The organism is Cellulosimicrobium sp. GQ32 (assembly GCF_059758455.1).
Window position 1 is genome coordinate 478,069 of record NZ_JCAXEP010000001.1, and the last position, 20,633, is coordinate 498,701.

At 74.8% G+C, this 20,633-nt stretch carries 20 protein-coding genes and 1 riboswitch; of the genes, 9 read left to right on the plus strand and 11 right to left on the minus strand.

What is annotated here, in order from left to right; genetic code table 11:
* Nucleotides 1–48: 48 nt before the first annotated feature.
* Both AC6CH9_RS01995 and AC6CH9_RS02000 read right to left on the minus strand, forming a co-directional pair.
* On the minus strand, nucleotides 49–621 hold the full coding sequence (locus AC6CH9_RS01995) for a hypothetical protein (RefSeq protein ID WP_498153404.1): 573 nt from the start codon (nucleotides 619–621) through the stop codon (nucleotides 49–51).
* Nucleotides 618–1,583, minus strand: a complete 966-nt coding sequence (locus AC6CH9_RS02000) for a LysR family transcriptional regulator (protein WP_498153405.1) — start codon at nucleotides 1,581–1,583, stop codon at nucleotides 618–620. The genes AC6CH9_RS01995 and AC6CH9_RS02000 overlap by 4 nt, the downstream gene beginning before the upstream one ends.
* Before the next feature lie 90 nt (nucleotides 1,584–1,673).
* On the opposite strand from AC6CH9_RS02000, the gene AC6CH9_RS02005 reads away from it, so the two are divergent.
* From AC6CH9_RS02005 to AC6CH9_RS02015, 3 genes are all read left to right on the plus strand, one after another.
* Complete coding sequence (locus AC6CH9_RS02005; protein ID WP_498153406.1) at nucleotides 1,674–2,744, plus strand: EamA family transporter; 1,071 nt, start codon at nucleotides 1,674–1,676, stop codon at nucleotides 2,742–2,744.
* A 62-nt stretch (nucleotides 2,745–2,806) separates the two neighbouring features.
* Nucleotides 2,807–4,270 carry an APC family permease gene (locus AC6CH9_RS02010; protein ID WP_498153407.1) on the plus strand — a complete coding sequence of 488 codons (1,464 nt, stop codon included), beginning with the start codon at nucleotides 2,807–2,809 and terminating at the stop codon, nucleotides 4,268–4,270.
* Complete coding sequence (locus tag AC6CH9_RS02015) at nucleotides 4,267–4,650, plus strand: YrdB family protein (protein ID WP_498153408.1); 384 nt, start codon at nucleotides 4,267–4,269, stop codon at nucleotides 4,648–4,650. The genes AC6CH9_RS02010 and AC6CH9_RS02015 overlap by 4 nt, the downstream gene beginning before the upstream one ends.
* Nucleotides 4,651–4,684: 34 nt before the next feature.
* Here the strand turns inward: AC6CH9_RS02015 and AC6CH9_RS02020 are convergent, their stop codons facing one another.
* The 3 genes from AC6CH9_RS02020 to AC6CH9_RS02030 form a co-directional block, all read right to left on the minus strand.
* On the minus strand, nucleotides 4,685–5,473 hold the full coding sequence (locus AC6CH9_RS02020) for an ABC transporter permease (protein ID WP_498153409.1): 789 nt from the start codon (nucleotides 5,471–5,473) through the stop codon (nucleotides 4,685–4,687).
* Nucleotides 5,470–6,564 carry an ABC transporter ATP-binding protein gene (locus AC6CH9_RS02025; RefSeq protein WP_498153410.1) on the minus strand — a complete coding sequence of 365 codons (1,095 nt, stop codon included), beginning with the start codon at nucleotides 6,562–6,564 and terminating at the stop codon, nucleotides 5,470–5,472. Before AC6CH9_RS02025 ends, AC6CH9_RS02020 begins: the two co-directional genes overlap by 4 nt.
* A 206-nt stretch (nucleotides 6,565–6,770) precedes the next feature.
* The gene (locus AC6CH9_RS02030; RefSeq protein WP_498153411.1) at nucleotides 6,771–7,436 is read right to left on the minus strand and encodes a PadR family transcriptional regulator; all 666 of its coding nucleotides are present in this window, start codon (nucleotides 7,434–7,436) and stop codon (nucleotides 6,771–6,773) included.
* A 112-nt stretch (nucleotides 7,437–7,548) separates the two neighbouring features.
* Here AC6CH9_RS02030 and AC6CH9_RS02035 point away from each other — a divergent pair, with 112 nt between their 5' ends.
* Together AC6CH9_RS02035 and AC6CH9_RS02040 are read left to right on the plus strand one after the other, a co-directional pair.
* Entirely contained in the window at nucleotides 7,549–7,989 is a 441-nt protein-coding gene (locus tag AC6CH9_RS02035; protein ID WP_498153412.1) for an NUDIX hydrolase, read from the plus strand.
* Nucleotides 7,986–9,035, plus strand: a complete 1,050-nt coding sequence (locus AC6CH9_RS02040; RefSeq protein ID WP_498153413.1) for a DUF2599 domain-containing protein — start codon at nucleotides 7,986–7,988, stop codon at nucleotides 9,033–9,035. Before AC6CH9_RS02035 ends, AC6CH9_RS02040 begins: the two co-directional genes overlap by 4 nt.
* A 241-nt stretch (nucleotides 9,036–9,276) precedes the next feature.
* On the opposite strand, the gene AC6CH9_RS02045 is transcribed toward AC6CH9_RS02040, so the two are convergent.
* Both AC6CH9_RS02045 and AC6CH9_RS02050 read right to left on the minus strand, forming a co-directional pair.
* Nucleotides 9,277–11,409, minus strand: coding sequence for an acyl-CoA dehydrogenase family protein (locus AC6CH9_RS02045; protein ID WP_498153414.1), 2,133 nt, complete (start codon nucleotides 11,407–11,409; stop codon nucleotides 9,277–9,279).
* Nucleotides 11,406–12,257, minus strand: coding sequence for a TetR family transcriptional regulator (locus AC6CH9_RS02050; RefSeq protein WP_498153415.1), 852 nt, complete (start codon nucleotides 12,255–12,257; stop codon nucleotides 11,406–11,408). Before AC6CH9_RS02050 ends, AC6CH9_RS02045 begins: the two co-directional genes overlap by 4 nt.
* A gap of 243 nt (nucleotides 12,258–12,500) precedes the next feature.
* Here AC6CH9_RS02050 and AC6CH9_RS02055 point away from each other — a divergent pair, with 243 nt between their 5' ends.
* Genes AC6CH9_RS02055 through AC6CH9_RS02065 form a run of 3 tightly spaced genes read left to right on the plus strand, consistent with a single transcriptional unit; the run spans nucleotide 12,501 to nucleotide 16,452 of the window.
* Nucleotides 12,501–13,919, plus strand: a complete 1,419-nt coding sequence (locus AC6CH9_RS02055; RefSeq protein ID WP_498153416.1) for an acetyl-CoA C-acetyltransferase — start codon at nucleotides 12,501–12,503, stop codon at nucleotides 13,917–13,919.
* Nucleotides 13,920–13,945: 26 nt separating this feature from the next.
* Nucleotides 13,946–15,355: a 3-oxoacyl-ACP reductase gene (locus tag AC6CH9_RS02060; RefSeq protein WP_498153417.1), complete on the plus strand. Its 1,410-nt coding sequence runs from the start codon at nucleotides 13,946–13,948 to the stop codon at nucleotides 15,353–15,355.
* The gene (locus tag AC6CH9_RS02065; RefSeq protein ID WP_498153418.1) at nucleotides 15,352–16,452 is read left to right on the plus strand and encodes a MaoC family dehydratase; all 1,101 of its coding nucleotides are present in this window, start codon (nucleotides 15,352–15,354) and stop codon (nucleotides 16,450–16,452) included. The genes AC6CH9_RS02060 and AC6CH9_RS02065 overlap by 4 nt, the downstream gene beginning before the upstream one ends.
* On the opposite strand, the gene AC6CH9_RS02070 is transcribed toward AC6CH9_RS02065, so the two are convergent.
* Nucleotides 16,436–16,882: a hypothetical protein gene (locus AC6CH9_RS02070; RefSeq protein ID WP_498153419.1), complete on the minus strand. Its 447-nt coding sequence runs from the start codon at nucleotides 16,880–16,882 to the stop codon at nucleotides 16,436–16,438. The two genes, AC6CH9_RS02065 and AC6CH9_RS02070, sit on opposite strands and share 17 nt — an antisense overlap.
* 171 nt (nucleotides 16,883–17,053) lie before the next feature.
* Complete coding sequence (locus AC6CH9_RS02075; protein WP_498153420.1) at nucleotides 17,054–17,707, minus strand: GNAT family N-acetyltransferase; 654 nt, start codon at nucleotides 17,705–17,707, stop codon at nucleotides 17,054–17,056.
* A gap of 92 nt (nucleotides 17,708–17,799) precedes the next feature.
* On the opposite strand from AC6CH9_RS02075, the gene AC6CH9_RS02080 reads away from it, so the two are divergent.
* Nucleotides 17,800–17,973 (plus strand): CsbD family protein, encoded by a 174-nt coding sequence (locus AC6CH9_RS02080; RefSeq protein WP_047233613.1) that lies wholly within the window; start codon nucleotides 17,800–17,802, stop codon nucleotides 17,971–17,973.
* 83 nt (nucleotides 17,974–18,056) lie between these two features.
* Here the strand turns inward: AC6CH9_RS02080 and AC6CH9_RS02085 are convergent, their stop codons facing one another.
* Both AC6CH9_RS02085 and AC6CH9_RS02090 read right to left on the minus strand, forming a co-directional pair.
* Entirely contained in the window at nucleotides 18,057–18,704 is a 648-nt protein-coding gene (locus AC6CH9_RS02085) for a GNAT family N-acetyltransferase (protein ID WP_498153421.1), read from the minus strand.
* 114 nt (nucleotides 18,705–18,818) lie between these two features.
* Nucleotides 18,819–20,255 carry an aminotransferase class V-fold PLP-dependent enzyme gene (locus AC6CH9_RS02090; protein ID WP_498153422.1) on the minus strand — a complete coding sequence of 479 codons (1,437 nt, stop codon included), beginning with the start codon at nucleotides 20,253–20,255 and terminating at the stop codon, nucleotides 18,819–18,821.
* Between the two features lie 35 nt (nucleotides 20,256–20,290).
* Nucleotides 20,291–20,406: riboswitch (SAM riboswitch) on the minus strand.
* Nucleotides 20,407–20,633: the final 227 nt, after the last annotated feature.

Genomic DNA, 20,633 nt, shown 5'->3' on the forward strand with positions numbered 1-20,633 from the left:
CGCACGGTGCACGACCTCACGCCGGCGGGTCGGCCCGGGTCTCTTGCCTCAGCGGTCCCCAGCGTTCCACAGCAGCGGCTCCGCCGCCGCCAGCGCCACGGCGAGCGCGCCGAGCGCGAGCCCGACGCGCGTGTGCGGCAGGCGCACGCCCCGGGCGCGCAGCCGCTCGCCGCGGCGGTAGACCCACTTCTCCCCCGCGACGACGAGCGTCGTCGCGAGCGCGACGCCCGCCACGGAGCCGACGACGACGACCGCGGGTGGGACGGGCGTCGCCTCGTCGCGGTCGGGGACGTACGTGTTGTCCTCGCGCGCGGCGTCGGGCGCGTCGGCGGCCGGACGGTCTTCCGGACGGTCGGGAGAGGCGTCGGGCTCGGCGTCGGTCGCGCCCGCATCCCGGGCCGCGTCCCGCAGCGCCCGCACGCCCTCGCGCGCCTCGATCCCCTCGGCCGTCGAGGTCAGGGTGAGCACGACGCCCGCGGTCCCGACCGCCGTCTTGGCGAGCGCGCGGGCCCAGCGCGGCCGCACGACGTCGGGCACGGCGTACCAGGCGACGGTCATCAGGCCCGCGATCGCCACGGTGCGCGGGTCGGCGGACCGCCGGGTCGGCTCGTGCTCGGTCATCGTGCCCCTTCGTCGGTCGGTGCGGTGGCAGGTGCGCTCGTCGGTCCCAACGGCCGACGACCGCCCGGGGTTCCTCCGGAGCGCAGGCGCTCGCGCAGGTAGCGGACCGCCGGGGCGTCGGTCATGGTCGCGCGCCACACGACCGTCACCGGGCGGGTCGGGACGGGCTCGCGCACGGGGACCGCGACGACGGCGGTCGGCAGGGGGCCGCGACCCAGCCGCGGCACGAGCGCGACGGCGAGGCCCTGCGCCACGACCTCGACCTGTGACGCGAACTCGAGGCACCGGAAGTCGATGCGCGGGACGCGCGGCTCGCGCGCGAACATGTGGCAGAACCACTCGTAGCAGATGGTGCCGTCGGGCGTGCAGACCCACGTCTCGTCGAGCAGGTCCGACGGCGTGAGCGCAGCCCGCCCCGCGAGCGGGCTCGACGCGTGCACGAGGACGTCGGCCTCGTCGCGGAACAGCTCCTCGGCGCGCAGGCTCGGCGGGAGCGCGAGGCCGACGCCCTCCCAGTGGTGGACGAGCGCGAGGTCCAGCGTGCCCGCCGCGACGGCCGCGACCGCGTCCCACGGCTCGGTCTCCTCGACGACGAGGCGCAGGTCCGGCACGTCGTCGCGCACCTGCGCGAGGAGCGGGGCGACGACGCCGCGCACCGCGGTCGAGAACGACCCGAGCCGCACGGTCCCGGTGGGCCGGGCACCGGCGTCGTGCAGGCGGGCGCGCAGCGACTCGACCTGCTCGCGCAGCACTCGCCCCTCCTCGACCACGCGCCGCCCCGCGGCCGTGAGGACGACGCCGCGGCCCTCCCGGTCGAGGAGGCGCGCGCCGAGGTCGCGTTCCAGGCGCTTGACCTGCTGCGAGACGGCGGACGGCGTGTACCCGAGGTCGCGCGCGGCGGCGTGCACGGTCCCGGTGCGCTCGACGGCGAGCAGCGCGTCCACGGCGGCGAGGTCGATCATGCCCTCAGGCTATCGGGAAGCGATGCTACCGGGAACCGTGCACGACCGTGCGATGGACGTGCACGATGCGCAGGGCGCACCCTCGTACCCATGCCCCTGCGCTCGTCCCTCCTCGCCGTCCTCGTCGCCGTCGTCTGGGGCGTCAACTTCGTCGTCATCGACCTCGGCCTCGGCGACATGCCGCCGACGCTCTTCGTCGCCGTGCGCTTCCTCGTCGTGCTCGTCCCGGCGATCTTCCTCGTCCCGCGGCCCCGCGCGCGCCGGCGGGACGTGCTGCTCGTCGGCACGTTCATGAGCCTCGGCCAGTTCGGCCTCCTCTACACCGCGCTCGCGCTCGGCATGCCCGCCGGGCTGGCGTCGCTCGTGCTCCAGGCGCAGGTCGGGCTCACCGTGCTGTTCGCCGCCGCGGCGCTGCGCGAGGTCCCGACACGCTCGCAGCTCGTCGGCGTGCTCGTCGGCGCGGCCGGGCTCGTCGTCGTCGGCGTGGGGCGCAGCGCGTCGACGCCGGCGCTCGCGTTCGTCGTGACGCTCGCCGCCGCGGCGTCGTGGGCGGTCGGGAACGTCGTCGCCCGGCGCGCCGGACGGCGCCGCGACCAGGGCTCTCCCTCGGCGGACCAGGGCTCTGCGTCGCGGCCAGGGCTCGACGGGCTGTCGATGACGGTGTGGTCGGCGCTCGTCGTGCCCGTCCCCATGCTCGGGCTGTCCCTCGCGCTGGACGGGCCGGAAGCCGTCGGGCACGCGCTCACGCACCTCACGCCCGCGCCCGTGCTCTCGACCCTGTACACGGCATGGCTCGCGAGCCTCGTGGGGTACGGGATCTGGAACACGCTGCTCGCCCGGTACCCGGCGTCCGCAGTGGTGCCGTTCACGATGCTCGTGCCGCCCGTCGGCATGCTCGCCGCGTGGTTCGTGCTGGACGAGGTGCCGAACACGGCCGAGGTGGTGGGCGGCGTCGTGCTCCTGCTGGGCGTCGCGACGACGACGGGCGTCCTGCGCCGGAGGCCGCCGCGCAGCGAGGCCGTCCCCCACACGCACGCCGCCGGACCCGGGGTCGTCGCGCCCCACCTCGCCGAACCCGGCGGCAACCCCGGGTTCGGCGAGGTTCCCGACGACGAGTCCGGGTTCGGCGGCCAGGAGGCGACACGCGCCCGTTCGCGCTGACAGGAGACCGCGGCCGGGGGTTCCATGGAAGTTCGGGACGTCGAGACGCGAGGGAGCCTCTCATGAGCCAGACCGCGGGTCGCACGGAGGAACGGCAGCAGCCGGAGCTCAAGCGCGTCATGGGGCCCAAGCTGCTGCTCCTCTTCATCGTCGGGGACATCCTCGGCACGGGCGTGTACGCGCTCACGGGCCAGGTCGCGGGCGAGGTCGGCGGGGCGGCGTGGCTGCCGTTCCTGCTCGCGTTCGTGGTCGCGACGATCACCGCCTTCTCCTACCTCGAGCTCGTCACCAAGTACCCGAGCGCCGCGGGCGCCGCGCTCTACACGCACAAGGCGTTCGGCATCCACCTGCTGACCTTCGTGGTCGCGTTCATGGTCATGAGCTCGGGCATCACGTCGGCGTCGACGGCGTCCAACGCGTTCGCGGGGTTCGTCTCGGACGGGTTCGGGCTCGAGCTCCCGACGGGCGGCGACGGCAGGCTCCTCATCGCGCTCGGCTTCATGGCCCTCGTCGCGCTCGTCAACTTCCGCGGCGTCGGCGAGAGCGTCCGGGCGAACGTCGTGCTGTCGCTCGTCGAGCTGTCCGGTCTGCTGCTCGTGATCTTCGTCGGGCTGTGGGCGACGACGCAGGGCCGCGCCGACTTCTCTCGGGTCGTGGTGTTCGAGAGCCCGGACGACAAGAGCGTGTTCCTCGCCGTGACGGCCGCGACGACGCTGGCGTTCTTCGCCATGGTCGGGTTCGAGGACTCGGTGAACATGGCCGAGGAGTGCAAGAACCCCGTGCGCGACTTCCCGCGCATGATGCTCACCGGGCTGTCCATCACCGGCGCGATCTACGTGCTCGTCGCGATCACCGCCGTCGCGCTCGTCCCCGTCGGCGACCTCGTGGACGACTCGAAGGGCTCGGCGCTCACGCAGGTCGTGGCTGCGGGGGCGCCGAACCTGCCGTTCGACACGATCTTCCCGTTCATCGGCATGTTCGCCGTCGCCAACTCGGCGCTCATCAACATGCTCATGGCGTCCCGCCTGCTCTACGGCATGGCGAACCAGGGCGTGCTGCCCCGCGCGTTCGGCCAGGTCCACCCGTTCCGCCGGACGCCGTGGGTGTCGATCGTCGTGACGACAGCCATCGCGTTCGCGCTCATCGTGTACGTCGTGCGGCAGTCGGGGACCGAGGCGGGCACCAACGCGATCGCGCTGCTCGGCGGCACGACGTCACTGCTCCTGCTCGTCGTGTTCACGATCGTCAACATCGCGCTCCTCGTGCTGCGCCGCGACCGCGTGGACCACGAGCACTTCCGCACCCGCACGTGGCTCGCCGTCCTCGGGGCGCTCACGTGCGCCTATCTCGCCGGGCCGTGGGCGCGCAGCGCCGAGCAGCAGGAGCAGTACGTCATCGCGGGCGCGCTCGTCGGCCTCGGGATCTTGCTCTCGTTCGTCACGTGGCTGTACAACCGTGCGGTGCGCCACCGCCAGACCGCGTTCTCGGACGTGTCCCACCTCGAGGACGACGTCGAGGAGCGATGAGCAGCCCGTCCACCGACGACCGCCCCCCTCGTGACGTCCCACGCGTCGGCGCCACCGGCGTCGTCGCGTTCCTCTGCGAGCTCGGGCTCCTCGCGCTGGTCGCGGTCGTGGGCTGGCGCCTCGGCGGCGCGTCCGGGCCGGGGGGCGTCGCGCTCTCGGTGGTGCTGGCCCTCGGCCTGCCCGCCCTCGTCGTGGTCGTGTGGGGGCGCTGGTTCGCCCCGGCCGCGACCCACCGCCTCCCGCAGCCCTGGCGCCTGGACGCGCAGGTCGCGCTGTTCGTCGCCGCCGGCCTCGCGGCCGCGGGCGTCGGGCTCGTCTGGTGGGGCGTGGGCCTCGCGCTCGTCGGCACGACGGCGTTCGCCCTCACCCGGGACCGCTGACCCCGGGCGGGGCGACCGCCGTCGTGCGCACCCGTCAGGCCGAGCGCTGCCGGGTGCGGAACGCCTGCGTCGCGAGCCAGCCCATGACGACCGCCGCGAGCGCCAGCAGCCCGAGCCGTCCCCACACCGCGCCCCAGTCGGGGGACGCGGCGAGCGCCTCACGCCCGGCGACGACGGCCCAGTCGAACGGGTTGTACCGCGCGACGTCGGCCACCCAGTCGGCGGACAGGCTCGTGTCCATCACGGCCGAGGACAGGAACACGAGCGGCAGGGTGATGAGCTGCGAGATGCCGATGAGCGCCTCCTGCTGGCCGGTGAGCAGGGCCATGGCGTTGCTCAGCGCCGAGAAGAGGGCCGTGAGCAGCACGACCGCGAGCAGCAGGGCGAGGACGCCGAGCGTCGTCTCGCCGGGCGTGCTGCCGAACCGCGCCCCGCAGAGCCACGCGACCGCGAGCACGACCAACGCCTGCCCGACCGCGAGGACGGCCTGGTAGATCATCGTCGACGCCATGAGCGCGCCGCGCGACGCCGGCGACGTGAGGAAGCGGTCCATGACGCCCCGGTCCATGTCCTGCACGTACGACGTCCCGGCCCAGGCGGCGCCGAACATCGCCGTCATCATGACGACGCCAGGCGTGATGAACTCGAGGTACGTCCCGCCCGTGGAGAATCCGGGGATCTCCACGACCGACCGGAAGAGCTGGCCGAACAGGAGCAGCCAGATCATGGGCTGCACGAGGTTCATGACCATGAACACGGGGATGCGCGCGCCCTGGCGCAGCGCCCGGGCGGTGAGCAGCCCGGTGTGCACGAGGGCGGTCATGCGGCCACCCCCTCGACGGTCGCGGCGGCATCCGCCCCCGGCCCGCTCCCGGGCGTCGCGTCCGCGGAGGACTGCGCGGCCGTGAACGTGCGGCCCGTGTGCCGCAGGTACACGTCGTCGAGGCTGGGGCGCGCGAGCGTCGCGGACGCGACGGGGAGCCCCGCGGCGTCGAGCGCGGCGAGGACGGCGGGCAGCGCGACGGCGCCCGAGTCGGCGCGGGCCCGCAGGGTCCGGCCCTCGACGTGCACGTCGCGGACGCCCGCGCACGTGCCGACCGCGGCGGTGACGCGGGCCGCGAGGGCGGCTCCGCCGTCGGGCGGCCCGGACGCGACGGTCGGGGCCGCGAGCTCGACGACGATCCCGTCGCCGCGCAGCTCGTCCTTCAACGCGTCCGGCGTCCCCGCGACGGCCACCCGGCCGTGGTCGACGATCGCGAGGTTCGCGGCGAGGCGGTCGGCCTCCTCCAGGTAGTGCGTGGTGAGGAGGATCGTCATGCTCTCGCGCGCCGTCATGCGCTCGATCTCGGCCCACATCTCGGCGCGCGCCTCGGGGTCGAGGCCGGTCGTCGGCTCGTCGAGGAAGAGGACCCGCGGCCGGTGCACGATCCCCATCGCGACGTCGAGCTTGCGCGCCATGCCGCCGCTGTACGTCTTCACGAGGCGGTCGGCCGCGTCCGTGAGGGAGAACCGCTCGAGGAGCTCGGTCGCCCGGGCGCGGGCGTCGCGCGCGCCGAGGCCCTGGAGCCGGCCCGCGAGGACGAGGTTCTCGCGACCGCTGTCCATCGGGTCGGTCACGGGCTTCTGCGCGACGTACCCGATCGCGCGGCGCACGCGCTCGGGGTGGCGTGCGACGTCGATCCCCGCGACGGTCGACGTACCGGAGTCGGCGCGGCTGAGCGTCGTGAGGATCTTGGCGGTCGTCGACTTGCCCGCCCCGTTGGGGCCGAGCAGGGCGAACACGGTGCCCGCGGGCACGGCGAACGACAGGCCGTCGAGCGCGTGCACGGGCGGGCGGCCGCGGCCGCCCGGATACGTCTTGCGCAGGTCGACGGCGTCGATCGCCGTCTCCCGGGCGCGGGTGGTGGAGGGCACGATGAGGCTCCTTGTGTCGGGAGCCGTCTCGCCGGGGGTGGCCCCTCCCGCGCGGCTAGCATGGGAGGGCCCTGGGTGACTGTTGACGCAGCAGTCCTGTCGGTTCCGGCGGGACGACTCGGGCTCGGTGGTCCGGATGTTGGCGCATCCGGGCCACCACTCTTACTCCGTCCGGCACGCGCCCGGTCGGGCGCGCTCCGGTGGTCTCAGGGGGTGAGGTCGGCGGGCAGGTGGCGGCGCACGACCTCCTCGATCTCCTCGGGCGAGGCGCCCGCGGCGCGCAGGCGCGCCATCTCGGCCCAGCCGTCCTGGCCGCCGACCTCGCCCGCCTCCAGGCGTGCGGCGAACCGGTCGATCCATGCGCGCTCCGCGCGCAGCATGGCCAGCCGGTAGTCGGCCTCGACGAGGAAGATCTCCGGCAGACCGGCCGCCGCAGCGCCGGTGAGCCCGGCGTCGCGCGTGCGGATCTCGTTGTCGAGCGACGCGAGGCGCGCGCGCAGGAGCGCCGCGACCTCCTCGGGCGAGAGCATGGCGATGAGCGACAGCCCCGCCTCGACGTCCGGGTACTCCTTGGACGGCACGGCGAGCAGCTCGCGCAGCCACGCGGCCGCCTCGACCTTGCCCGCCTCCGTGATCTCGTAGACGACGCGCTCGGGGCGGTTGCCCTCGCGCTCCGAGCGCGACGGCGTGATGAAGCCGTGCTTCTCGAGCGACTTGATGACGGAGTACAGCGAGCCGAAGTTGAGCCGGATGCTGTCGTCCTTGCCCCGCTCGCGCAGGGTCGTCGTGATCTCGTACGGGTACATCGGTCGCTCGGCCAGGCTCGCGAGCACGGCGAGCGCGAGCGGGTTGGACACAGGACGACGGGACATCGCTCACCTCCGAATACTTGATTCAGAGTATTCGATGCAGATTGCTTGCGCAAGAGTCCTGATGCGTGCCAACACCGGGTTGTCGACGGCGGTCGTCGCGCATGATGGGTCCATGCAGACCCGGGTCGCCGCCTACGCCGTGATCGTCCGCGAGGACGGGAGGATGCTCCTTCCCCACTGGAGCGAGGGGGGCCGCGACGGCTGGACCCTGCCCGGAGGCGGCATCGACCCGGGCGAGCACCCCGAGGCCGCGGCCGTCCGCGAGGTGCGCGAGGAGACCGGCTACGACGTCGAGCTCGACGGCCTGCTCGGCGTCGACAGCATCGTGATCGACGCCGCGGCCCGGCTGCGCGCCGAGGACCGGGACCGGTCGCTCCACGCGATCCGGATCGTCTACCGCGCCCATGTGGTCGGCGGCGAGCTGCGCGTCGAGGAGGACGAGTCGACCGACGACGTCGGCTGGTTCACGCCTGACGAGGTCGACGCGCTCCGGCGCGTGGGGCTCGTCGACCTCGGCCGCCGCTGGGCGGGTCTGCTCCCCGTGCCGTCGTGACCCGGCCCGCCCGCGCCGGTGTGCGGCACCGGTCCCGCGTGACGGCGCGGACGCTCGCCGCCGGCGTCCTTGCGCTCGCCGTCCTCGCCGGGTGCACGCCCGACGGCGGTGCGATCTCGCCGAGCCCCGGCACGGTCCCGACGACGCGGACGGACGGCGCGCCGGGCGAGCCCGGCCACGACGGCACGGCAGAGGCAGGCGGTGGCACGACAGCGGAGCCCGAGGTCGTGCGGGTACCCGTGGGGTCGGTGACCGTCGAGATCGCGGCGCCCGCGCTCACGTCGACCGCGGAGGGCGAAGGCGCTCCGGCGGTAGCCGTCTCGGCCGGCGACGAGGGCACGTCGAACGTGGCTCTCGTCCTCGCCGGCGTCCCGGCCCTGGTCTCCGTCGAGGGCGGCTCGCTCGCACGTCACCCGGACGGCACCCTGACCGTCCTGGACGACGCCGGCACGCCCGTCGGCGGGCTCGACGCGCCCCGCGTCGTCGGTCCGCGCGGGGATCTTCCGCAGGGCGCCGTCCCGGGCGACGGCGACGCGGGCGCGCCGACCGCTCCCGGCGTACGGGTCGTGCTGCGCGACGCGCACCGGGCGGAGGTGACGCTCGTGCCCGCGGCGGGCACGCCGTCGGACATCTCGCCGGGCACCGCCGGGACGAGCGGCGCGCCGAAGACCCCCGAGGGCGACGCGGACGGGACGGGGTCGGCCGACCCCACGGGTGGGACGGCTGGTGGCGGCGCGGCGGCGTGGGACGTCGTCGTCCCGCTCGGGACGCGGGCGGTGCGGAGCACGGACTGGGGCGAGCGGGAGGGTGGCCGGTCGCTCGCCGTCGATCCGACCGCGTGGGCGCGCGCCGCGGGCCAGGCGGGTCAGGAGCTCGTGTGGGCGCAGCTCGTCGCCGCCGAGCCGGAGGTCGACACCCCGACGATGCACGACCAGCTCGTGTGCCACGCCGTCGGCGCCCCGGACAAGGCGACGTGGAACCTCGAGCCCTGGCGGCCCGACGTCGGGCTGCTCGCCACGATGGCGGCACGCTGCAACCCGACCTGACCGGCGGCGCCCGTGCCGCGCCGAGCACGACCTCGCAAGCGGTCGACCACGACATGGGGGTCGTTCTCGGGTCCAGAACGACCCCCATGTCGTGTTCGGCGGGGCCGGACGGCAACGGCCCGGGCGGCACGACGGCTGGTGGACGTCGTGCCGCCCGGGCCTGACCTCGGCGGCGGTACCGCTCCGCCTGCTGCGCCGAGGACGTTCCAGGGGCGGGCCGGTCAGCGACCGGCCCGCCCGGTCAGCGGGCCTGCGGGCCGCCCTTCGCGGCCTTGCGCAGCGACTTCTCGCTCCGCGGCTCGTCGCCGCTCGCGCGCAGGCGCCGGTAGTAGTCGCGCGCCTCGTCCTGGCGCTCCTTCTCGATGCCTGTCGCGATCGTCGCGCGCAGGTGCTCGGGGCCGTAGCCCCACGCGTCGACGAGGTCCTGCGCGTGGGGGCGCAGCCGGTCGATGAGGCGGTCCAGGTAGCTCGTGACCGTCCGGGCGCGCTGCGCCGAGAGGCGGCCGTTGAGCAGGTACCACGCGAGGTGGCGCTCGACGAGGCTCAGACCGAACAGGTCGCGGACCGTCGTGAGGACCTCGCGCGTGCCCGCGTCCTCGATCGTCTCGAGCGCCTGCGTGAACGCCTCCCAGCGCAGCAGCTCCGCATGGGCTCGCGCCGCCTCGACGAGCTCGACCTGATGGGCGTTGAACAGGTTCGTCGCCGTCTCCGGGTCGGCCTTCTGCGCGGGGCGCAGGGCCTGCGCGACGTCGGCGACCATCGTCTCGACCCGGTCGGTGAGCAGCGCGCGCTGCGTCTCGGGGTCGCGCAGGTGGCCGGCGGCGCGGCGCGGGTCGCCGACGTCGGCGAGCGCCTGCGCCGCGCGCTTGAGCGGCGTGCGGTGCAGGGCCATGTCGCCCGCGCGCTCGACGACGACGCGCGCCATCTGGCCCGGGGTGATGCCCTTGAACTGCTTGCCGTAGTCGGCGAGCAGGCGCTTGGCGACGAGCTGGAGCAGGACCGTGTTGTCGCCCTCGAACGTCGCGTAGACGTCGAGGTCCGCGCGCAGGCTCGTGATGCGGTTGGTCGTGAGGAAGCCCGCGCCGCCGCACGCCTCGCGCGTCTCCTGGAGCACGTCGAGCGCGAACCGCGTGCTCGTGGCCTTGAGCGCGGCGGCCGTCGTCTCGAGGTCCTCGCGCTGCTCCGGGGTGTCCTCCTCGCCCGAGAACACGGAGTGGAACAGGTCGAGGAGACGGTCGTGCGCGAAGTGCGCGGCGTACGTCTCGGCGATCGGCACGATCAGGCGGCGCTTGTGCGTGCCGTAGTCGAGGAGCACGACCTCCTCGGTCGCGCTCGCGCCCGTGAACTGACGGCGCTCGTTCGCGTACCGCACGGCGATGGCGAGGCCGAGCTTCGACGCGGTGACCGCGGCGCCGTCGAGCGACACGCGCCCCTGCACGAGCGAGCCGAGCATCGTGAAGAACCGGCGCCCCGGGCTCTCGATCGGGCTCGAGTACGTGCCCTCCGCGTCGACCGAGCCGTAACGGGCGAGCAGGTCGGTGCGCGGGACCCGCACGTGGTCGAAGTGCAGGCGGCCGTTGTCGATGCCGTTGAGCCCGCCCTTCTGCCCGTCGTCCTCGCCGCCCACGCCGGGCAGGAACGGCAGGCGCCCGAGCTCGTCGCGCTCGCCCGCGGTGTCGCGGATCGGCACGTAGAACGCGTGCACGCCGTGGTTGACGTTCTTCGTGACCAGCTGCGCGAACACGACCGCAGCCACCCCGTGGACGCCCGCGTTCCCGAGGTAGTCCTTCCACGCCCCGCGGAACGGGGTGTGGATGACGAACTCCTCGGTCTCCGGGTCGTACGTCGCCGTGGTCGCGATGCTCGCGACGTCGGACCCGTGGCCGATCTCCGTCATGGCGAACGCGCCCGGCACCGAGAGGTCCATGGCGCCCGGGAGGAGACGGTCCTGCTGCTCGGGGGTGCCCAGGTGCAGGATCGCCGACCCGAACAGGCCCCACTGCACGCCGGCCTTGATCTGCAGCGACGGGTCGGCCGCGACGAGCTCCTCGAACCCGGCGAGGTTGCCGCCGGCGTCGTCCGCGCCGCCGAGGCGCTCCGGGTACCCGCGCCACACCTGGCGCTTGCCCACGAGCAGGTGCATCTGCTCCAGCACGCGCTCGCGGTGCTCGCGCAGGCTCAGGCCCTCGATGCGCTGGAACGCCTCCTCGCCCGCGGTGGCGCGTGCCGTCGCGCGCAGGTCGGCCCACCGGCCGAGCAGGAGCTTCTCGAGGGAGGCGACGTCGACGCGGGCCTCGCCGTGCGGCGTCGCGCTCGCGTCACCCGTGGTCGACGCGCGCTGCGCGAGGGCGGGACGGTCGGACGTGGCGGTCATGGGATCTCCTTGAGTTCTGAGGCGGTCGCCGGGTGCTCAGGGCGGTCGGTGGCGGGGCGGACGCCGTCGCGACGGGTCGCGGGCACCGTGCGCCGGTCGTCGGGAGTGCGGGGGGTGCCCGGGTTGTGGGAGAGGACGCCGACGGGCCCGGCCCAGAGCCAGGCGGCGACGCGCTCGGTGAGCTGCTCGCGGTCGGGGACGTCGGCCCGGTCGCGATGGCCGAGCCACCACTCCCCCGCGCCGCGCACGAACCCGACGGCGCCCGCGGCCCAGGCCGCGGCGTCGGCGGGAGAGACGTCGGTGACGCGCGCGAACGGCTCGGCGACGAGCTCGATCACCGAGTCGAGGAACGCCGCGAGGGGCGCGCGGCTCGCGCCGACGGCGCCGTTGGTGATGCCGCTCGCGGCGAGCTGCGCGGCGGGCTCCTCCGTCCCCGCGACGGCGCTCGTCCGCGTGACGAAGTAGTACACGTTGGGCGAGCTCTCGATCATCTCGAGGTAGACGCCGACCATCGCGCGCAGCGCGCGCTTGGGCGTCTCGGCCGACTCGGCCGCCTGGGTCAGCGCGTCGTGCATCTGCCCCACGACGGCGGAGCCGAGCGCGACCTGGAGGCCCGTCTTGTCGTCGAAGTAGCGGTAGATGATCGACTTCGACGTCCCCGACGCCGCCGCGATCTCGTCCATGGAGACCCCGGGACCTCCGCGGTGCACGGCCTTGCTCGCCGCCCGGATGAGCTCCGCGCGGCGTGCCGCCCGGTGCTCGTCCCAGCGGGTCGACCGGCCGTCCACCGCCACGCCCGGCTGCACCCGTCCTCGGGTGGCCGCTCGCGCGTCGGCACCTGTGTTCACGTCGCCCTCCGTTGCGCCCGACCTCGATGTCGTCGGTGCCTGGTCCTCCGGCACCGCGTCGGGGCAGGGCACGGCCCTGTGACCCGACTCACGAAACCGAGAGTATCAGGTACTCTTGGTATTGGACACCAGCCGGCCCTCTCCCCTCGTCTCCGCGCGCCACCGAGCACGACGTCGCGCAGGGGCTCGTTCCCGGGCCGGGACCGACGCAGCGCAGCGAGCACGGACAGGAAGTGAGGCACTGTGGCCAACCGCACCAGCCCCCGCCAGACCCCCGAGCAGACCCCCGAACGGGCGCCCGAGCAGGTTCCGACGACCAGCGAGCCCCGCGCCACCCGCGACGCCTGGGTCGTGGGCGGGAACCGCATCCCGTTCGCGCGCGCGGGCAAGAAGTACTCCTCGGCGAGCAACCAGGAGATGTTCACGGCCGCGCTCGAGGGACTCGTCGCGCGCTTCGGCCTCCAGGGCGAGCGGCTCGGCGAGGTCGTCGGCGGCGCGGTGCTCAAGCACTCGCGCGACTTCAACCTCGTCCGCGAGTCGGTGCTCGGCTCGTCCCTCTCCCCCGAGACCCCCGCGTACGACCTGCAGCAGGCGTGCGCGACCGGCCTCGAGGCGACGATCACCGTCGCGAACAAGATCCGCCTCGGCCAGGTCGAGTCGGGCGTCGCGGGCGGCTCCGACACCGTGTCCGACGCGCCGATCGCCGTGAGCGAGGGGCTGCGCCGGGCGCTGCTCGAGGCGAGCCACGCCAAGACGTTCGGCCAGCGCGTCAAGGCCTTCGCCAAGGTGCGCCCCTCCGACCTCGCGCCCCTGACCCCCGCGACGGACGAGCCGCGCACCGGCCTGTCCATGGGCGAGCACCAGGCGATCACGACGGCGCGCTGGGGCATCACCCGCGAGGCGCAGGACGAGCTCGCGCTCGCGAGCCACGAGCACCTCGCGGCCGCGTGGGACGCCGGCTTCTTCGACGACCTCGTCACCCCGTTCCGCGGGCTCGTGCGCGACGACAACCTGCGCACCGACTCGTCGCTCGAGAAGCTCGCCGCGCTCAAGCCGGTGTACGGCAAGCGCCTCGCGGGCAGCGCCGACGGCGCCGAGCCGACCATGACCGCGGGTAACTCGACCCCGCTCACCGACGGCGCCTCGACCGTCCTCCTCGCCTCGGCCGAGTGGGCGCGCGAGCGCGACCTCCCGCTGCTCGCGCGCGTCGTGGACGCCGAGACCGCGGCCGTCGACTTCGTGCACGGGCACGAGGGCCTGCTCATGGCGCCGGCGCACGCCGTCCCGCGTCTGCTCGCGCGCAACGGCCTCACGCTCGGCGACTTCGACCTCTACGAGATCCACGAGGCGTTCGCCTCCACCGTGCTCACCACGCTCAAGGCCTGGGAGGACGACGAGTACTGCCGCACCGAGCTCGGGCTCGACGGCGCGCTCGGCTCGATCGACCGCTCGCGGCTCAACGTCAACGGCTCCTCGCTCGCCGCGGGCCACCCGTTCGCCGCGACCGGCGGGCGCATCGTCGCGACGGCGGCCAAGCTCCTGGCGCAGCGCACCGCCGAGACCGGGGCGCCCGCGCGTGCGCTGATCTCCGTGTGCGCCGCGGGCGGGCTCGGCGTCGCCGCGATCCTCGAGTCCGTCCCCGCGACCGACGCCCCCGCCTGACGGCCGACGACCCGAGAGGAACCACCGTGACCGACTCCTACGTCCAGGCCGTCAACTCCGGCTTCACGAAGACGCTCGCCAAGAAGCTCGGCCTCCCGCGCCCCGCGGTCCTGCGCCGCTTCCGCGCGGGCGATCCGCTCACCGTCGGGCCCGTGCTCGTGCTCGGCGGCACGCCGGGCGTGCGCGACGACGCCGACCGCGTGGCCGAGGCCCTGCTCGCCTGGGACCTCGACGTCCGCCAGACCCCGGACGACACGACCCGCTGGGGCGCGGTCGTCGTCGTGCTCAGCGGGATCGAGCGCCCCGAGGACGCGTCCGCGCCCGTCATGGCGCTCTCCGCGTCGCTGCGGCGGCTCGCGCCGAACGGCCGCGTCGTGACCATCTCGCGCGCCCCCGCCGAGAGCGACTCGCCCGAGCTCGCCGCCGCCCGCGAGGGCGTCGACGGGTTCCTGCGCTCCGTCGCCAAGGAGCTCCGCTACGGCGCGACCGGCAACGGCATCCAGGTGACCGACGACGCCCCGGTCGACAGCCCGAGCGTCCTCGCGACGCTCCGCTTCTTCCTCTCGGCGAGGTCGGCGTTCGTCGACGGCCAGCTCCTCCAGGTCGACGCCGGCGCACCGACCGACCAGGGCTCGACCTCGGCAGGCCAGGGTTCGGCCTCGGCAGGTGAGACGGCCGCGGGACCCGACCAGCCGCTCGCCGGCAAGGTCGCGGTCGTCACGGGAGCGGCGCGCGGGATCGGGGCGCAGGTCGCGCGGACGCTCGCGCGCGACGGCGCGAAGGTCGTCGTGGTGGACGTGCCCGCGGCGGGCGAGGCGCTCGCGAAGGTCGCGAACGAGATCAAGGGCACGGCGCTCCAGCTCGACGTGACCGCCGACGACGCGGGCGCGCGCATCCTCGAGCACGCCCGCGCGCGGCACGGCGGGCTCGACATTCTGGTGCACAACGCGGGAATCCTGCGCGACAAGCTGCTCGCCAACATGTCCGCGGACAAGTGGGACGCGGTGGTCGCGGTGAACCTCGCCGCGCAGCTCCGGATCACCGAGTACCTGCTCGGCGCGAACGGGTTCTCCTCCGCGCCGCGCATCGTGTCGCTCGCGTCGACGAGCGGCATCGCGGGCAACCGCGGCCAGGCGAACTACGCGTTCTCGAAGGCCGGCGTCATCGGGCACACGCGCGCGTTCGCGCGCCGGCTCGCGGCGTCGGGCGGTCCGGGCGGGACGGCGAACGCCGTCGCGCCGGGGTTCATCGAGACGGACATGACGGCGTCGATCCCGTTCGTCCAGCGCGAGGTCGCGCGGCGCGTCGCGTCGCTCCAGCAGGGCGGTCAGCCCGTGGACGTGGCCGAGGCGATCGCGTTCCTCGCGTCGCCCGCGGCCGCGGGCGTGAACGGGCAGGTGCTGCGCGTGTGCGGGCAGAACGTGGTGGGCCGGTGACGGCGCCCGACGGCACCGCGGCCGGCCCGGCGCGCGTCGCGCCCGCGCGCGTCGAGACCCTGCCCGCGGTCCCCGGGCTCGGTGGCCTGTACGTGCGCGGGCTCGCGGCGTCGGGCCGGATCGCGGCGGCGCACCGCCTCCCCGCGGGCGGCGGGCGTCGTGACCTGGAGCTGCCCGAGGTCACGTACCGCGTCGCGGGCGTGCCGACGGGCGACGCCGCCGCGCCCGGCCACGTGGGCGGCGCCGCGCACCTCGCGCGGTACGCGCGCCTCGTGGGCGAGGCCCCGTCGGAGGTGCTGCCCGCCGGGTACCTGCACGTGCTCGGCTTCCCGCTCGCGACGGCCGTCATGGTCCGGACCGACTTCCCGCTGCCGCTGCTCGGCATGGTGCACCTCGCGAACTCGGTGTCCGTGCTGCGTCCGGTGCGGCTCGGAGACACGCTCGAGGTGCGCGCCTGGGCCGAGCGGCTGCGTCCGCACCGGCGCGGGGTCCAGGTGGACCTGGTCACGGAGGTCGCCGTCGAGCGCACCGACGAGGAGCGCGCGTCCGGGAGCGGCCTGTCGGCGACGACGCTCGCCTACCGGGGCGTCTCGACGTACCTCGCGAAGGGCGTCACGCTCCCGGGAGACCCGGCGGAGGAGGACGCCACGGCAGCGTCGGGCACGGAGGCGTTCGTCGCCCCGCTCCCGACGGCGCGCTGGGCGCTCGGCCCGACGACCGGTCGCGCGTACGCGGCCGTCTCCGGCGACCGGAACCCCATCCACACGTCGGGGCTCGGCGCCAAGGCGTTCGGGTTCCCGCGCGCCATCGCGCACGGGATGTACACGGCCGCGCGGGCACTCGCCGAGGCGGGGCCACGACGCGGCGACACGTACGACTGGACCGTCACGTTCGCGAAGCCGGTCCTGCTGCCGAGCACGGTCGACGTGGCGCTGCGGCCCGCGGGCGACGTTCCTGCCGCGGCGCGGGACGCCGTCGGGCAGGTCGCCCCGGCCGAGCCCGACGGCGCGGGCGACCCGACGACCGGCGTCGTCTACCAGGCGTGGGACGGCAAGGGCCGGTTGCACCTCTCGGGTCGGGTCACGCCTCGCTCCTGACGAGTCGCGTCGCCGCCCGGGCCGACCGGCGCGCCTGCCGGACGGCCCGGGCGTGGTCACGCACGTCGCGCCCGAGCGCGGCGCACACCGACGTGACGTCGACGGCGGCCGCGAACAGCAACCCGAGAACGGCTGCGGCCCAGTACGGGCTCGCGACGGGAAGCAGCATCGTGATCCACGCGACGGCACCGAGGCACGTGGCACCACCGACGGCACACGTCCCGACGAGCACCCATCGGGCGACACCGGCGCTCGTCAGCACAGCGCCCAGCACGACCTGCGCGAGCCCGAGCCCGCCGACGGCCATGACGATGCAGAGCACGCCGTCGTACGTCGTCCTGCCCCAGGCCCAGTCGAAGAAGGCGACCAGGAAGAGCGTGGCGAAGCTGAATCCCGTGCACACGAGCACGGCAAGCCCGAGAAACGTCACGACGAGTCCGGCGCGATGAACCGTGCGTGGAGCAGGAGGCATGTCCACAGGCACTCGGGGAGCACGCGGCCGCTCCCTCTTCTGCCAGTCCCAGACGGGCTCGGGCGGTTCGTGGTGCATGGCGTGCGGCCCCCTTCGTCGACGCCCCCGACGCTCGGGGCGTGTCGCACGCTAGCGGCGCACGGCCCTCCCCGAACCGTCGTCCACAGGCTCCGTCGGCGTGGAGCCCACGAGCGCGTCGAGGCGCGCGAGCAGGCCGTCGCGGACGGTCGGCCACTCGTCGAGCAGGATCGAGAAGTAGGCGGTGTCCTGGCGCGACCCGTCGGGTGCGACGCGGTGGCTGCGCAGCACGCCCTCGGGCACCGCGCCCAGGCGCCGGATCGCGCCGATGGAGCGGCTGTTGCGGGCGTCCGCCCGCAGCGCGACGCGCGCGACGCCGAGGTCCTCGAACGCGTGCCGCAGCAGCAGGTACTTGCACGCCGGGTTCGTGACGCCGCCCCACCACTCGCGCGCGTAGAACGTCGAGCCGAGCTCGATCCTGCCCTGCGAGGGCACCCACTCGTAGAGCGACGTCGAGCCGCGGACGGCCTCCGCGCCGTCGGACGCGTCACCGGACCCCGCGCCGACGACGGCGAACGCGAGCCGACCGGGGGCGGCGACGGCGTCGCGGACGTAGCCGGTCATCGCGTCCGTCCCGGCGGGGACCCGGCTCGACATGCCGGCCCAGATGCCGTCGTCGACGAGCGCGCCGAGCGCGGGGGCGTGGCTCTCGTCGAGCGGGACGAGGCGGACGCCGAAGCCTTCGAGGGTGGTGTCGTGCTGCACCCGCACATCCCACCACACGCCGGGTGCCCGACCGCGTGCGAGTGACCCGGGCCGTGCCTACGGTCGAGCACGTACCGACGAGAGGAGCACTCATGGGACTCGGAGACAAGGCCAAGCACGCCGCCGAGGAGGCGGGTGGCAAGCTCAAGGAAGGCGCGGGCAAGCTCACGGACAACGAGCGGCTCGAGGCCGAGGGCAAGAAGGACCAGGCCAAGGCCGACGTGAAGCAGGCGGGCGACGACGTCAAGGACGCGTTCGACCGCTAGTCACCGCCCCTCATCTGCTCGCGAGGGCTCCGCTGCGGCGGGGCCCTCGCGGCATTCCCGCGGTCTGCTCGCGGACGGCCCGGTCAGGACGCCGCGAGCGGCAGGTCCACCCGCGGCAGCGGTGGCGCCAGCACGGGCACGACGCGCGGGGCGTTGATCCGCTCCAGCAGCCCGACCTCGACGGTGGGCCACTCGGGCGCGAGGATCGAGAACATCACGGAGTCGGCCCGCGTCCCGTCGGGCGCGGTGCGGTGGCCGCGCATGACGCCCTCCTCGTGCGCCCCGAGCCGGCGCATGGCCCCGAGCGAGCGCGTGTTGCGCGTGTCGACACGGAACCCGACGCGGTGCACGTCCCACGTCTCGAACGCGTGCCGCAGCAGCAGCCACTTGGTCACGGGGTTGACGAGGCTCCCCCACGTGGAGCGGGCGTAGAACGTCCGGCCGACCTCGACCCGGCGGTCGACGAGCGACAGGTCGCGGAACGCCGTGCTGCCGAGCACGTCGCCCGGAGCCCCGTCGGGTCCGGCGGCGCGCACGACGAAGCCCGTCAGGTCGGGGGCGGCGCGCGTCGCGGCCACCAGCTCGGCCATCCCCGCGACCCCGAAGGGCATGGGGATGCTCATGCCTGACCACATCGCCTCGTCGACGAGGCCGGCCAGTGTCTCAGCGTGCTCCAGGGCCAACGGCTCCAGGCGGAATCCGTGCCCCGAGAGGACGACGTCGTGCAGCACAGCGCATATCAGAGCACACGCGGACGACGCCGCCAAGAGGGTTCGGCGACGCGGTGGACAACGCTCGTCGACGGCCCGGTGAACGGCTGCCCGGGACGTCCCGGCGGGACCCGCTCAGACGGCGGGGCCGCACCCCGCGGCGTCGGCGAGGAAGCCCGCCGCGGCGGTCGCGAAGAGGCCCTCGAGGCCCGAGCCGGCGGGGACCGGGCGCGGGTCGTCGGCCACGGCCCAGCAGCCGTCGACGACCTCGTAACGCGTCGCGGGGCCCTGCTCCACGTACGACCGCACGGCGTCGACGAGCCGGACGACGTCCGCGCCCGTCGTCCCGACGCCGACGGACGCGCGGATCGCACCCGCGTCGTACCCGAGGCGCGCGAGCAGCGGGTGGGCGCAGAACCGGCCGTCGCGCACCCCGATCCCGTGCTCGGCGGAGAGGTACGCGGCGACGAGGCCCGGGTCGTGACCGTCGACGGAGAACGTGACGACCCCGACCGGGTCGACCGCGTCCTCCCAGACCCGCACGACCCGGATGCCCGGGACCGCCTCCAGCCCGGCGACGAGCGCCGCGCGCAGCGTCGCCTCGTGCGCGTGGAGGTCGGCCGGGTCGAGCGCGGCGAGCGCGTCGCACGCCGCCGCGAGCGCCGCGGCACCCACGACGTTGGGCGACCCGGCCTCGTGGCGCGCGGGCGCCGTCTGCCACTGCGTGCCGGTGACGGCGACCTGGCGCACCGCGCCGCCGCCGGCGAGGTACGGCGTGCCCGCGTCGAGCCAGTCGCGACGGCCCACGAGCGCGCCCGCGCCGAACGGCGCGTACGTCTTGTGGCCGGAGAACGCGACGTAGTCGACGCCGGTGGCGGCGAGCGAGAAACCGCGGTGCGGGACGAGCTGCGCACCGTCGAGGACGACGCGTGCCCCGGCGTCGTGCGCGATCCGCACGACGTCCGCGACGGGCAGCGACTCGCCCGTGACGTTCGACGCGCCGGTCACGGCGACCAGGGCGTATGGGAAGCGCGCGAGCTCGGTGCGCAGGCCGGACAGCGTCTCCGCGACGGACGCGCCGCCGGCGAGGACCGTCGCGCCGCCCGCACGCTGCCACGGCAGCAGGTTCGCGTGGTGCTCGACGTCGAGGACGAGCACGCGCCCGGGAGTCCCGTCCGCGTTCGCCGGGACGCAGCCCGCGAGCAGGTTGAGCGAGTCGGTGGTGTTGCGCGTGACGACCGTGACGTCGTCCTCGCGGGCGCCGACGAACGCGCCGATCGTGCGTCGCGACGCCTCGTAGAGCGCCGTGGAGACCTGCGAGAGGTAGCCCGCACCGCGGTGCACGCTCGCGTAGAGCGGCAGCACCTCGGTCACGCGGTCCGCGACCGAGCGCAGCGCCGGGGCCGAGGCCGCGACGTCGAGGTTCGCGTAGGGGACGCTACGGCCGTCGACGAGCGGGACGAGCGTGTCCGCGCCCACGACGGGCAGCAGGGCGGGCGCGTCGGCGACCGCCGCGAGGTCGGGGGCTTCCGAGACCTCGGTCGGACACGAGACGTCGGCGAGAGCAGTCATGGCACAGTCCTCCGAGGGCGGTCCGGGGACGGTGATCCCCGCGCTTGCCGCGCGCCGGTCGGCGTACGGCCTGGTCGTCACCCGGGGCACCCCGCCGCGAGAGGAGGGTTGCCGGCCAGCAAACCGGGGTTTCACGCTGGCACTCATGACCTGCGTCCCAGGATGTGCGCGCGGGACGTGCCGTGTCAACCGGTGGTCAGGGCGTCTCGGATGGCGGGACGGGATCCCCGGGCAGGTCGGCAGCGCCTCGCGAGGCCGCTCGGCGAGACGAGCGCTCCGCGCGTCGGACGGGTGGCGTACGATCCCGAGCAACCATCCGGAGCGGCCGAGTGACGTGGCACGTCGACGCCGCAGCAACCCCCCGGTCCGTCGCGAGAC